Source organism: Streptomyces sp. NPDC048718, assembly GCF_043198875.1.
GTDB lineage: Bacteria > Actinomycetota > Actinomycetes > Streptomycetales > Streptomycetaceae > Streptomyces.
In genome coordinates, this window is the sequence record NZ_JBICVG010000004.1 from 342,268 (window position 1) to 355,156 (window position 12,889).

12 protein-coding genes are annotated in these 12,889 nt (G+C 71.1%); 9 read left to right on the forward strand and 3 right to left on the reverse strand.

Annotated features, from left to right (window positions below; genetic code table 11):
- Nucleotides 1-61 precede the first annotated feature (61 nt).
- The 8 genes from ACGFRB_RS09750 (at nucleotide 62) to gatB (ending at nucleotide 10,686) form a co-directional block, all read left to right on the forward strand.
- Nucleotides 62-757, forward strand: coding sequence for an SDR family oxidoreductase (locus tag ACGFRB_RS09750; RefSeq protein WP_363001053.1), 696 nt, complete (start codon nucleotides 62-64; stop codon nucleotides 755-757).
- 151 nt (nucleotides 758-908) lie between these two features.
- Entirely contained in the window at nucleotides 909-1,964 is a 1,056-nt protein-coding gene (locus ACGFRB_RS09755) for a methionine synthase (protein ID WP_393241225.1), read from the forward strand.
- 32 nt (nucleotides 1,965-1,996) lie between these two features.
- Nucleotides 1,997-4,183: an NAD-dependent DNA ligase LigA gene (gene ligA / locus ACGFRB_RS09760; protein WP_393241228.1), complete on the forward strand. Its 2,187-nt coding sequence runs from the start codon at nucleotides 1,997-1,999 to the stop codon at nucleotides 4,181-4,183.
- A 430-nt stretch (nucleotides 4,184-4,613) separates the two neighbouring features.
- Nucleotides 4,614-6,836: an EAL domain-containing protein gene (locus ACGFRB_RS09765; RefSeq protein WP_363001047.1), complete on the forward strand. Its 2,223-nt coding sequence runs from the start codon at nucleotides 4,614-4,616 to the stop codon at nucleotides 6,834-6,836.
- A gap of 277 nt (nucleotides 6,837-7,113) precedes the next feature.
- Nucleotides 7,114-7,410, forward strand: a complete 297-nt coding sequence (gene gatC / locus ACGFRB_RS09770) for an Asp-tRNA(Asn)/Glu-tRNA(Gln) amidotransferase subunit GatC (RefSeq protein ID WP_361224921.1) — start codon at nucleotides 7,114-7,116, stop codon at nucleotides 7,408-7,410.
- A 7-nt stretch (nucleotides 7,411-7,417) separates the two neighbouring features.
- Nucleotides 7,418-8,920: an Asp-tRNA(Asn)/Glu-tRNA(Gln) amidotransferase subunit GatA gene (gene gatA, locus ACGFRB_RS09775; protein ID WP_361224918.1), complete on the forward strand. Its 1,503-nt coding sequence runs from the start codon at nucleotides 7,418-7,420 to the stop codon at nucleotides 8,918-8,920.
- Entirely contained in the window at nucleotides 8,917-9,159 is a 243-nt protein-coding gene (locus ACGFRB_RS09780; RefSeq protein ID WP_393241233.1) for a hypothetical protein, read from the forward strand. Before gatA ends, ACGFRB_RS09780 begins: the two co-directional genes overlap by 4 nt.
- A gap of 15 nt (nucleotides 9,160-9,174) precedes the next feature.
- Nucleotides 9,175-10,686 carry an Asp-tRNA(Asn)/Glu-tRNA(Gln) amidotransferase subunit GatB gene (gene gatB / locus ACGFRB_RS09785; RefSeq protein ID WP_363001043.1) on the forward strand — a complete coding sequence of 504 codons (1,512 nt, stop codon included), beginning with the start codon at nucleotides 9,175-9,177 and terminating at the stop codon, nucleotides 10,684-10,686.
- Between the two features lie 83 nt (nucleotides 10,687-10,769).
- On the opposite strand, the gene ACGFRB_RS09790 is transcribed toward gatB, so the two are convergent.
- From ACGFRB_RS09790 to ACGFRB_RS09800, 3 genes are all read right to left on the reverse strand, one after another.
- A complete protein-coding gene (locus ACGFRB_RS09790) occupies nucleotides 10,770-11,072 on the reverse strand; it encodes a DUF397 domain-containing protein (RefSeq protein WP_393241236.1) in 303 nt (100 codons plus the stop codon).
- 126 nt (nucleotides 11,073-11,198) lie between these two features.
- Entirely contained in the window at nucleotides 11,199-11,441 is a 243-nt protein-coding gene (locus tag ACGFRB_RS09795; protein ID WP_393241239.1) for a DUF397 domain-containing protein, read from the reverse strand.
- The gene (locus ACGFRB_RS09800) at nucleotides 11,438-12,262 is read right to left on the reverse strand and encodes a Scr1 family TA system antitoxin-like transcriptional regulator (protein ID WP_393241242.1); all 825 of its coding nucleotides are present in this window, start codon (nucleotides 12,260-12,262) and stop codon (nucleotides 11,438-11,440) included. The genes ACGFRB_RS09795 and ACGFRB_RS09800 overlap by 4 nt, the downstream gene beginning before the upstream one ends.
- Before the next feature lie 31 nt (nucleotides 12,263-12,293).
- Between ACGFRB_RS09800 and ACGFRB_RS09805 the strand changes: the two genes are divergently transcribed.
- Complete coding sequence (locus ACGFRB_RS09805) at nucleotides 12,294-12,833, forward strand: ATP-binding protein (RefSeq protein WP_393241245.1); 540 nt, start codon at nucleotides 12,294-12,296, stop codon at nucleotides 12,831-12,833.
- Nucleotides 12,834-12,889 lie beyond the last annotated feature (56 nt).

Genomic DNA, 12,889 nt, shown 5'->3' on the forward strand with positions numbered 1-12,889 from the left:
GCCCCGACACAAGCCCTGGTCAGAGCCCCCTGGCCGGATCCCCTGGTGAGACCATGGGGCCATGGCTACTCATGTGATCACCGGAGCCGGCTCGGGTATCGGGGCCGCCGTCGCGCGGCGGCTGCACGCGCGCGGGGACGAACTCGTGCTGCACGCGCGCGATGCCGGGCGGGCGAAGGAGCTGGCGGCGCTATTCCCCGGGGCGCGGACGCTCGTCGGGGACCTCGCGGATCCGGACCGCCTGTCGTGGGCGTTCTCGCACCAGAAGATGCCCGAGCGCGTCGACACGCTGGTGCACGTCGCCGGCGTCGTCGACCTCGGGCAGGTCGGCGAGCTGACCCCGAAGGCCTGGCACCACCAGCTGAACGTCAACCTGATCGCCCCCGCCGAACTGACCCGGCACTTCCTGCCGCAGCTGCGGGTCGGCAAGGGGCACGTGGTCTTCGTCAACTCGGGCTCCGGCCTTCGCGCGAACGCCGAGTGGAGCGCGTACGCCGCCTCCAAGCACGGCCTGAAGGCGCTCGCCGACGCGCTGCGGCTGGAGGAGCACGGAAACGGGGTGCGGGTCACGTCCGTGTACCCGGGCCGGACCGCGACCCCCATGCAGGCGAAGGTGCACCAGCAGCAGGGCGCGGAGGAGGAGTACGACCCCGCGCGCTGGATCGACCCGGAGTCCGTCGCCACGACGATCGTCATGGCGATCGACCTGCCGAGGGACGCCGAGGTCAACGATCTGACGGTCCGACCGGGCCGCTGAGCGGACCCGACGGCCCGACGGCGACGGCCCGACGGCGTGACGACCTGAGGGCCTGACGGCTCGGCGGCGGGCGCGGGACCATCCCCGCCCGCCCTCCGCCGGAGCCCTCCGCCCGAACCGTCGCCGACCCCCCGCCGCGTACCCTTCCGGGGTGAGCGAGAACACCAGCGAGACCACCGCGCCCGTCGAGCCCGCGCCCTTCCCCTGGGCCCCCGCCACCGGCGTCGGATCCCTGCCCGGCGGGGACGCGCGGGAGGCGGCGAAGACCGTGACCGGATCCTTCGAGGACTTCCCGTTCCTCGCGGAGCTGCCCGCGCGCGGCCCCGGCGCGGACATGATCGGGCGGACCACGGGGATGCTGGTCGAGCTGTACGCGCGCGTGGAGCCGAGCGGCTGGCGGCTCGGCGACCGGCCCGGGCGCGACACCCGGCGCGCGCACTCCTGGCTGGGCGAGGACCTGGACGCCCTGGAGGAGTTCACCCAGGGGTACGAGGGCGCGCTGAAGGTGCAGGCGGTCGGGCCGTGGACGCTCGCCGCCGCGCTCGAACTGCGCGGCGGCGAGGCGGCGCTGTCCGACGCGGGTGCCTGCCGCGATCTGGCCGGATCGCTCGCCGAGGGGCTGCGGCTGCACCTGGCCGAGGTACGCAAGCGGGTGCCGGGGGCCCGGGTGGTGCTCCAGCTCGACGAGCCGTCGCTGACCTCCGTGCTCCTCGGGCAGGTCCGTACGGCCAGCGGTTACCGCACCCACCGGGCCGTGGACCGGCAGGTGGTGGAGAGCACCCTGCGCGAGGTCATGGGGGCGCACGAGGGGCCCACCGTGGTGCATTCGTGCGCGCCGGGCGTGCCGTTCGCGCTGCTGCGCCGGGCCGGGGCCGCGGGGATCTCGTTCGACTTCTCGCTTCTCACCGAGCGTGACGAGGAGCCGATCGGCGAGGCCGTGGAGGCCGGTACGAAGCTGTTCGCCGGTGTGGTGCCCGCCACGGACGCCGCCGCGGGGGCGGTCACGGGGGGATTGTCGGACCCGGGCGGTAGCGTCATGGGTGTCAGGACGCTGTGGCGCAGGCTGGGGCTGAATCCGGGGACTCTCGCCGAGTCCGTCGTGGTCACCCCGGCCTGTGGTCTGGCGGGTGCCTCGCCGGCGTACGCGCGCAAGGCTCTCGCCCACTGTGCGCGGGCGGCACGCTCGCTCGCGGACAACCCAGAGTGACCGGATTCCAGGCTACGGGAGGACGAGAAACGGTGACAGTCGAACAGGGGGCCTCCGCCGCCCCCGCCGAGGCGCGGGAGAAGCACGCCGAGCTGGCGGAGCAGGTCGAGGAGCACCGCTTCCGGTACTACGTGAAGGACCAGCCGGTCGTCAGCGACGCGGAGTTCGACCGGCTCCTGCGGTCGCTGGAGGAGCTGGAGGAGGAGTACCCGGATCTGCGGACGCCCGATTCGCCGACCCAGAAGGTGGCGGGCTCGTACGAGACGGAGTTCACCTCCGTCGAGCACCGCTCGCGGATGCTGTCGCTGGACAACGCGTTCGACGACGCGGAGCTGGCCGCCTGGGCCGAGCGGATCGCCAAGGACGTCGGCGCGGGCACGTACCACTTCCTGTGCGAGCTGAAGGTCGACGGTCTCGCCGTCAACCTCACGTACGAGAACGGCCGGCTGACCCGGGCCGCGACCCGCGGCGACGGCCGTACGGGCGAGGACATCACGCCCAACGTGCGCACGATCGCGGACATCCCGCACCGGCTGCGCGGCGAGCGCGTCCCGGCGCTGGTCGAGATCCGCGGCGAGGTCTACTTCCCGATGGCCGGCTTCGAGGCGCTGAACGCGCGCCTGGTGGAGGCCGGTGACAAGCCGTTCGCCAACCCGCGCAACGCGGCGGCGGGTTCGCTGCGCCAGAAGGACCCGAAGGTGACGGCGACCCGGCCGCTGCACATGGTGGTGCACGGCATCGGCGTGCGCGAGGGCCTGGAGATCTCCCGTCTCTCGGACGCCTACGAGCTGCTGCGCGAGTGGGGCCTGCCCACCGCCCGGCACAACAAGGTGGTCGACTCCCTCGACGGCGTACGGGAGTTCATCACGTACTTCGGCGAGAACCGGCACTCCGTCGAGCACGAGATCGACGGCGTCGTCGTCAAGCTCGACGAGATCCCGCTCCAGGGCCGGCTCGGCTCCACGGCGCGCGCCCCGCGCTGGGCGATCGCCTGGAAGTACGCGCCGGAGGAGGTCAACTCCAAGCTGATCGACATCAAGGTCGGCGTCGGCCGCACCGGACGCGTCACGCCGTACGCGCAGGTCGAGCCGGTGACCGTGGCCGGTTCCGAGGTCGAGTTCGCCACCCTGCACAACCAGGAGGTCGTCAAGGCCAAGGGCGTGCTGATCGGTGACACGGTCGTGCTGCGCAAGGCCGGTGACGTCATTCCGGAGATCCTCGGCCCGGTGGTGGACCTGCGGGACGGCACCGAGCGCGAGTTCGTGATGCCGGCCGAGTGCCCCGAGTGCGGGACGCCGCTGAAGCCGATGAAGGAGGGGGACATCGATCTGCGCTGCCCCAACGCGCGGACGTGTCCCGCCCAGCTGCGCGAGCGGCTGGCCTTCCTCGCCGGCCGCTCGTCCCTCGACATCGAGAACTTCGGCATGGTCGCGGCGGCGGCGCTCACCCGCCCGCTGGAGCCGGCCGAGCCGCCGCTGAGCGATGAGGGCGATCTGTTCGACCTGACGATCGAGCAGCTGCTGCCGATCCGGGCGTACGTCCTCGACCCGGACAGCGGGCTGCCCAAGCGGGACCCGAAGACCGGCGAGGAGAAGATCGTCTCGGTCTTCGCCAACCAGAAGGGCGAGCCGAAGAAGAACGCGCTCGCCATGCTGAAGCACATCGAGGAGGCGAAGACCCGTCCGCTGGCCCGCTTCCTCAACGGTCTGTCGATTCGTCACGTCGGACCGGTCGCGGCCGAGGCGCTGGCCCGCGAGTTCCGCTCCCTGGAGCGGATCGAGCAGGCCACGGAGGAGGAGCTGGCGGCGACCGACGGGGTCGGCGGGATCATCGCCGCGTCCGTGAAGCGCTGGTTCGAGGAGGAGTGGCACCGCGAGATCGTGCGCAAGTGGCGCGCGGCCGGGGTCGCCCTGGAGGACGAGGGCGCGGGGGAGGAGCAGGGTCCCCGTCCGCTGGACGGACTGACCGTGGTCGTCACCGGCACTCTGAAGGACTACACCAGGGATGGCGCAAAAGAGTCGCTCCAGAGCCTCGGAGCGAAGGTGACCGGTTCCGTTTCGAAGAAGACCGCTTTCGTGGTCGTCGGTGACAACCCTGGTTCCAAGTACGACAAGGCCATGCAACTGAAGGTTCCGGTTCTGGACGAGGCGGGCTTCGCCGTCCTGCTCGAACAGGGCCCCGACGCCGCGCGGGACGCCGCTCTGCCCGTCGCCGAGTAGCCCCCCGGGCCCGCCGGACCTCGCCCCGGCCCCGGTCCGCGGCGGAGTCGGCCGTGCGCCCCTCGGGGGAGGCGCACGGACGGTTTCCGGCCGCGGCCGGGCCCACCGAGGGCCCGCCGAGGGCCCGTCGGGGGTCTTCAGGGAGGGGGCTAGCTCACCCGTTCGGCGCATACCAGATCGTTACGGGTGGCGGGGTCGCATTCGGGCAAGAGAAGGAGAGCACTGCCCGCAGTGGCCCTTCGCGGCCTACTGTGGTGACTGTGCGTCCGTCGCGCACGGCCGTGCGAGGGCCCAGCCGGCGCGACAGCGGAACACGCGGTTCGGACAACACTCGGCGCGGCGACCGCCCGGCGGCATGGCGACGGACCTGCCGGCGGCAGGTCGGCGGCGCCGTGTCGCGACGGCACCGCCGGCTGTGAGAGGGACGGGAATGAAACCGACCGAGAGTGCCGCCCCCATCGCGCGGCCCCAGGCCCGTGCGGCCTTCGTGGGCTTCGCCTCCGGGCTGCCCGCGGCACTGGTGGGCATCGCCGCCGTCGCGTTCGCCGCAGGACTCCACCACACCCTGAGCACCGGTCAGGCACTCTTCCCCGACGGCGCGGCCGGCTGGTCCCTCGCCGTCCTCACCGGCCTCATCGTGGGCCACCTCGTCGCGCTCGGCCGCGACCGCTGGTGGGGCGGCACCGGCTCCGGCGCCGCGCTCACCCTCGCCGTCCTCCTCCTGTACGGCTGGGTGCCGGCCGCTCTGGTCTCGCTCTCCGTCGTCGTACTCGTCGCCGCCGCCCGCCGCCACCGCTGGCGCCAGGGCCTGCTGCACGGCGCCGTGGACGTCCTCGGCACCGGCGCCGCCGCCCTCGTCCTCGCGACCTTCGGCGACGTCCCCACCGTCGCCCACCCCTGGCAGCCCCTGGACGGCGGCATCGCCGACGTCCCCGAGATCGTCCTCGCCGCCGTCGCCTACCTCGCCTGCACCCGCCTGCTGCTCTGGTACGCGCTCGCGCCGCGGGGCGGCGGACTGCCCACCATCGCCCGCAGCGCCCTGCTCCGCCAGGGCCTCGTCGCCCTCGCGCTGTTCGCGATCGCCCCGCTCGTCTGCGTCGTCACCGCCTCCCGCCCCGCGCTCCTGCCGCTCTTCGCCGTCCCGCTGATCGCCCTCGACTCCACCCTGTGGATCGCCCGCGCCCGCGCCGAGGAACAGCTCCGCGACCATCTCACCGGCCTGCCCAACCGCCAGTGGCTCCTGGAACGCACCTGGACCGCCCTGGAGGAGGCCGAGGGCGAAGGCGTCCGCTCCGCCCTCGTCCTCATCGACCTCGACCGCTTCCGGTCCGTCAACGACACCCTCGGCCACCTCGCCGGCGACCGGCTGCTGCTCCAGATCGCCGAACGGCTCCGGCTCGCCCTGCCGCGCGGCGCCGAGGCGGCCCGGCTCGGCGGCGACGAGTTCGCCGTCCTGCTGCCGACGGCGGACTCCACCACCAGCGCCCAGCGGGTCGCCCGCCACCTCGTCGCCGAGCTGTCCTCCCCGCTCGACCTCGATGGCCTCACCCTCGTCCTGGAGGCCAGCGCCGGCGTCGCCGTCTTCCCCGAGCACGCCCAGGACGCCGAGGGCCTGCTGCGCCGCGCCGACGTCGCCATGTACCAGGCGAAGCGGGACCGTACGGGCGTCGAGGTGTACGAGTCCAAGCGCGACTCCAACACCCCCGACCGCCTCGGCCTGCTCGGCGACCTGCGCCGCGCGCTCGACGCCGGCGACGTCGAACTCCACTACCAGCCCAAGGTCCGCTTCGACGGGCAGGTGGCCGGTCTGGAGGCGCTGGTCCGCTGGGTCCACCCGGACCGGGGGAAGGTCCCGCCGGACGAGTTCATCGCGATAGCCGAGTCCTCCGGACTGATGCCGCACCTCACCGAGTACGTCCTGGAGACCGCGCTCGCCCAGGTCGCCCGCTGGCGGGCCCAGGGCCTGGACGTACCCGTCGCTGTCAACGTCTCCCCGCGCGACGTCCACACCCCCGGCTTCGCCGGCGCCGTCGCCGCCCGCCTCGCCCGCCACGGCGTCCCGGCCGGCGCGCTCCAGCTGGAGATAACCGAGCACGTCCTCCTGGAGGACCCGCAGCGGGCCGCCGACACCATGGCCGGCCTCACCGGCCACGGCGTCAAGATGTCCCTCGACGACTTCGGCACCGGCTACTCCTCGCTCGTCCATCTGCGCCGCCTCCCGGTGAGCGAGCTGAAGATCGACCGCTCCTTCGTCGCCCGTCTCGCCGTCGACAACGAGGACGCCGAGATCGTGCGCTGCACCGTCGACCTCGCCCACTCCCTCGGCCTGCTGGTCGTCGCCGAGGGCGTCGAGGACGACGAGACCTGGGAGCGGCTGCGCGACCTCGGCTGTGACGCCGTCCAGGGCTGGCTCGTCGCCGCCGCCATGCCGCCCGCCGAGGCCACCGCGTGGCTGCGCGCCCGGGGCGAGCACGGCTGGCGCCGCCCCTCCGAGATCGCCGCGGAGGCGGCGGCACTGGCGGCGGCGCAGGCGGCGGCATTGACGGCGGCGCAGGTGGCGGCGCAAGCGGCGGCCCAGACGGCGGCGAACGCGAACGCCGGGATCACCGCCGTGACGGACGCCGACCGCCCCTCGGGCCAGGTCGCCCTGTAGCGCGCAGAACCGTTCCGGTCCGGCTCCCGACCCGAGCCGGACCCGAGCCGGACCCGAGCCCGAGCCCCCGGCGCGGCCCCCGGAAGCACCTTCCGGCAGCCCCGGGAACGGACTCCCGGCAGCCCCGGGAACGGACTCCCGGCAGTCCCGGAAGCGGACTTCGGACGTCCCCCGGACCCCTCCCGCCGGCCCCCCGGAGCAAACCGTTTCACGGGCAGGGGCGCGGGCCCCATAGGATTGGCCCCAACACCATCAAACTCACCCCGTGAGGATCCGCATGCCTGGCATCACGCGCGAGGAGGTCGCCCACCTCGCACGGCTGGCACGTCTGGAGCTCAAGGCAGAAGAACTCGACCACTTCGCCGGACAGCTCGACGACATCATCGGCGCGGTCGCCCGCGTCTCCGAGGTCGCCGACCAAGACGTACCGCCGACCTCCCACCCGCTGCCGCTGACCAACGTCATGCGCGCGGACGAGGTCCGACCGTCGCTCAGCCCGGAGCAGGCGCTCTCCGGCGCCCCCGCCCAGGAGCAGCAGCGTTTCAAGGTGCCGCAGATCCTCGGGGAGGACTGACCACTCCATGACGGACCACAGCACCATCATCAAGCTCACCGCCGCGGAGATCGCGGCGAAGATCGCCTCCGGCGAGCTGACCGCCGTCGAGGTCACCGAGGCCCACCTGGCCCGGATCGACGCCGTCGACGAGAAGGTCCACGCCTTCCTGCACGTCGACCGGGAGGGCGCCCTCGCCCAGGCCCGCGCCGTCGACGAGAAGCGCGCCCGCGGCGAGAAGCTCGGCCCGCTGGCCGGCGTCCCGCTCGCGCTCAAGGACATCTTCACGACCCAGGGCATCCCCACCACGGTCGGCTCGAAGATGCTGGAGGGCTGGATCCCTCCGTACGACGCCACGCTGGTCAAGAACCTGAAGGCCGCGGACGTGGTCATCCTGGGCAAGACCAACATGGACGAGTTCGCGATGGGCTCCTCCACGGAGAACAGCGCCTACGGCCCGACCGGCAACCCCTGGGACCTCACCCGGATCCCCGGCGGCTCCGGCGGCGGTTCCTCGGCCGCGCTCGCCGCGTACCAGGCCCCGCTCGCGATCGGCACGGACACCGGCGGTTCCATCCGCCAGCCCGCCGCCGTCACCGGCACCGTCGGCGTCAAGCCGACCTACGGCTCGGTGTCCCGCTACGGCATGGTCGCCTTCTCGTCCTCGCTCGACCAGGGCGGCCCGTGTGCCCGTACGGTCCTCGACGCGGCCCTGCTGCACGAGGCCATCGCCGGCCACGACCCGCTCGACTCGACGTCCATCGACGCCCCGGTCCCGCCGGTCGTCGAGGCCGCCCGTAACGGCTCCGTCGCCGGCATGCGCGTCGGTGTCGTCAAGCAGTTCCGCGGCGAGGGCTACCAGGCCGGTGTCGTGCAGCGCTTCGACGAGTCCGTCGAGCTGCTGAAGTCGCTGGGCGCCGAGATCGTCGAGGTGGACTGCCCCACCTTCGACCTCGCGCTGTCCGCGTACTACCTGATCGCGCCGTCCGAGTGCTCCTCGAACCTGGCCCGCTTCGACGGTCTGCGCTACGGCCTGCGGGCCGGCGACGACGGCTCGCGGTCCGCCGAGGACGTCACCGCCCTGACCCGCGAGGCCGGCTTCGGCCCCGAGGTGAAGCGCCGCATCATCCTCGGTACGTACGCGCTCAGCTCCGGCTACTACGACGCGTGGTTCGGCTCGGCCCAGAAGGTCCGTACCCTCATCACCCGCGAGTTCGAGAAGGCGTTCGAGCAGGTCGACGTGCTCGTCTCCCCGACGACGCCGACCACCGCCTTCCCGATCGGCGAGCGCGCCGACGACCCGATGGCGATGTACCTCGCGGACCTGTGCACCATCCCGACCAACCTGGCCGGCAACGCCGCCATGTCGCTGCCCTGCGGCCTCGCGCCGGAGGACGGCCTGCCGGTCGGCCTGCAGATCATCGCCCCCGCCCTGAAGGACGACCGCCTTTACAAGGTCGGTGCCGCCGTCGAGGCCGCCTTCGTGGAAAAGTGGGGTCACCCACTGCTTGAGGAGGCTCCGTCGCTGTGACCAGTGCACTGCAGAAGGCCAAGGGCTTCAAGAAGTCCAAGACCGGTACGTACCTGTCCATGGGCACCACCGCGTTCGGTGCCGTCGGTGTCGCCAAGCAGATCAAGAAGGCGCGTACCGAGCACGACACGCTCAAGCTCATCGACGCCGTCGTGTCCGCCGCCGCCATCGTGACCGGCCTCGCGATCCTGTACCGCGAGCTGAAGCGCCTCGGCGACGACGACGTCCTGCTGGGCTGAGAGGGAAGTTCCACCGTGACTGTCACTGAACTGCTGTCGTACGAGGCGGCTCTCGCCGCGTACGACCCCGTCATGGGCCTTGAGGTCCATGTCGAGCTGGGCACGAAGACGAAGATGTTCTGCGGCTGCTCCACCGAGCTGGGCCAGGACGCCAACACGCAGACGTGCCCGACCTGTCTCGGCCTGCCCGGCGCCCTGCCGGTCGTCAACGAGATCGGCGTCGAGTCCGCCATCAAGATCGGCCTCGCGCTGAACTGCTCGATCGCCGAGTGGTGCCGCTTCGCCCGGAAGAACTACTTCTATCCGGACATGCCGAAGAACTTCCAGACCTCCCAGTACGACGAGCCCATCGCCTTCGATGGCTACCTCGACGTCCAGCTGGAGGACGGCGAGATCTTCCGCGTGGAGATCGAGCGCGCCCACATGGAGGAGGACACCGGCAAGTCCACCCACGTGGGTGGCGCGACCGGCCGTATCCACGGCGCCTCGCACTCGCTGCTCGACTACAACCGGGCCGGCATCCCGCTGATCGAGATCGTCACCAAGCCGATCGTCGGCGCGGGCGAGCGGGCCCCCGAGGTCGCCAAGGCGTACGTCGCCGAGCTGCGCGAGCTGATCCGTGCCCTGGGCGTCTCCGAGGCGCGCATGGACAAGGGCCAGATGCGCTGCGACGTCAACCTGTCGCTGATGAAGAAGGATGCCGAGCAGTTCGGCACCCGCTCGGAGACGAAGAACGTCAACTCGCTGCGCTCCGTCGAGCGGGCGGCGCGCTTCGAGATCCAGCGTCACGCGGCGGTCCTGGAGGCCGGCGGCACGATCATCCAGGAGACCCGTCACTTCCACGAGGACGACGGCTCCACCACCTCGGGCCGCATCAAGGACAACGCCGAGGACTACCGCTACTTCCCCGAGCCGGACCTGGTGCCGGTGGCCCCCTCGCGCGAGTGGGTCGAGGAGCTGCGGAAGGGTCTGCCCGAGCTGCCGCGCCTGCGCCGTAACCGGCTGCGCGAGGAGTGGGGCGTCGCGGACCTGGAGATGCAGTCCATCCTCAACGCGGGCGCGGTCGACCCGATCGTCGCCACCATCGAGGCGGGCGCGGACGCGGCGTCGGCGCGCAAGTGGTGGATGGGCGAGCTGGCCCGTAACGCCAACGAGCGCGGTGTCGCCCTGGACGAGCTGCCGATCACCCCGGCGGATGTCGCCCGGGTCTCCGCCCTGGTCGCCGGCGGCGACCTGAACGACAAGCTGGCCCGTCAGGTCATCGAGGGCGTTCTCGCGGGCGAGGGTACTCCGGACGAGGTCGTCGAGAAGCGCGGTCTGAAGGTCGTCTCCGACGACGGCGCGCTCGGTACGGCCGTGGACGAGGCCATCGCGGGCAACGCGGCCATCGCCGACAAGATCCGCGGCGGCAAGGTCGCGGCGGTCGGCGCCCTGGTCGGCGCGGTCATGAAGGCCACCCGTGGCCAGGCCGACGCGGCGAAGGTCAAGGACCTGATCCTGGAGAAGCTGGGCGTCAGCGAGGGCTGATCCGGCCCGTTTCCACGGACGCGAGAGAGCGGCCCGCACCCTGAGGAGGGGTGTGGGCCGCTCTTTCGTTCGTTCGGGCATGGTCAGTGGGTGGTGCCGAGGAAGGTGTTCCAGGCGGTGGGGGAGACGGTGAAGACGGGGCTGGTGTCGCCGAGTTTGGAGTCGCGGACGTGGACGGCGGCGGGGTGGGCGGCGACTTCGACGCAGTCACCACCCTGGCTGCCGCTGTAGCTGGATTTGCACCAGTGGTAGGCGATCTCCAGGCAGTTACCGCCCTGGCTGCCGCTATAGCTCGACTTGTGCCAGTCGTAGGCGACTTCGAGGCAGGCGCCGCCTTCGTCGCCGCTGTAGCTGGACTTGAACCATGAAAGTGGCGCTGCGCTCATGTCGCTCCTGTCGGGGGTATCCAGGGTCTGCGAGCGCAGCATTCCCCCTGCGGCTTGGAGAATGCCGACGAGACGAGAGAGCGGCCCGCACCCCTGGGGGTATGGGCCGCTCTCTCGTGCGGTCGGTCAGTGGGTCGTGTTGACGAACACGTTCCAGGTGGTGGGAGAGACGGTGAAGACGGGGCTGGTCTCTCCGAGCTTGGAGTCGCGGACGTGGACGGCGGCGGGGTGCGCGGCCACCTCGACACAGGCGCCGCCCTCGCTGCCGCTGTAGCTGGACTTACGCCAGTCGTAAGCGACTTCGAGGCAGTCACCGCCCTCGCTGCCGCTGTAGCTGGACTTGAACCACGAAAGTGCTGCTGAGCTCATGTCACTCCTGCCGTACGTTCCAACAGGCCCATGGTTTCCTCGGGCGTCAGGGCCTGTGAACGCAGCATTCCATACTTGGCCTGCAGGATCCCGACCTCGTCGGGGTCGTCGATGAGGAAGCTGACCCGCTGCCCCTCGATGTAGGCCACGTGTTCGTGGTCAGGCGTTTCGATGAGCACCATGGGGCCGTCGAGCGCCGCGTGCTTCGTTCGTGTCTTCGGGATGATCTGCAGGCCGATGGTGGGGAGTTCGGCCATTTCACGCAGATGGAGGATCTGCCCTCGCAGTACCTCCGGCCCGCCGATCGGACGCTCCAGGATGGACTCGTCCAGCAGGAAGGACATCAGCGGCGGCCACGGGGTCTTGTCGAAGATCCGTTGACGGTCGATCCGGTCGAGCATCCGGTCCTCCGCCTCCTGCGCGGTGATCGGCGGGTACAGGCAGTCGAAGACCGCGCGGGCGTACTCCGGCGTCTGGAGCAGCCCAGGAACAACCCCGTTCTGGTAGGAGCAGAGGCTGATTGCCTGCGCCTCCAGCTCAATGAAGTCTTGTACGAAGACGGGGTAGCGCTCTTTCTTCGGCGCCTTCGCGACCACCACCGACAGCGCCCCACCGGTGTTCAGCAGGTCGTCCATCTCGCCGGCGATCTTCAGTCGCAGTGCCCGGCGCCCCTGCTCGATCGATCCGAGCGTCTCCAGGCCCAAGTTCACCTGAGAGGCCAACTGCGGCTGTGTCAGTCCCGCCTGTCTGCGGTACAGCGCCAGGAGCGCGCCGACCACTTCCCATGACGGGACCTTTTTGGTCTTGTTGGTGTGTTGCATGAGCGGTCCATCCCCACGACACACGGACACGATGCACGACAAACCCGTACAGCGATTTTGTACGGGTCGGGTCCCTGGGGCGAGTGGGGCGGAAGAGTCCACTGTGGGCGCCGTGAACGACCAACTCCCCCTGTTTCGCGAGGCGTTCTACCGCCGCGAACGCCTGTCCGTCCCGCTCGCGCGGGACTTCACCCGGAAGGCTCTGGCCGACTGGGGCGCGCACACCCGTGCGGATGACGTACTCCTGTGCGTCAGCGAGCTCGCCACCAACGCCCTCCGCCACGGCGTCCCACCCGGCCGGGGCTTCCGTCTCGTCCTCTTTCTGCACCACCCCGCCCTCCTCCGTGTCGAAGTCCACGACAGCGGCGACGGCGACCCGGCGGTCCGCACCCCCGACGACGAATCGGGCCGGGGCCTCCAGATCGTCGATGCCTTGTCCGACCTCTGGGGCGTGGGTGAACGGGACCCCGGCAAGATCGTCTGGTGCCAATTCGGCCTGGGTGACTTGTTGTTGACGTGCCCTGAACAGGCCAATGGGGTGGCGGATGGCCAACCTTTGAGGATTTCTTGACCCTCGACCAAGGCCGTGGAAATCTCTGATCGATCGCGATCACAAACACCTTGCAA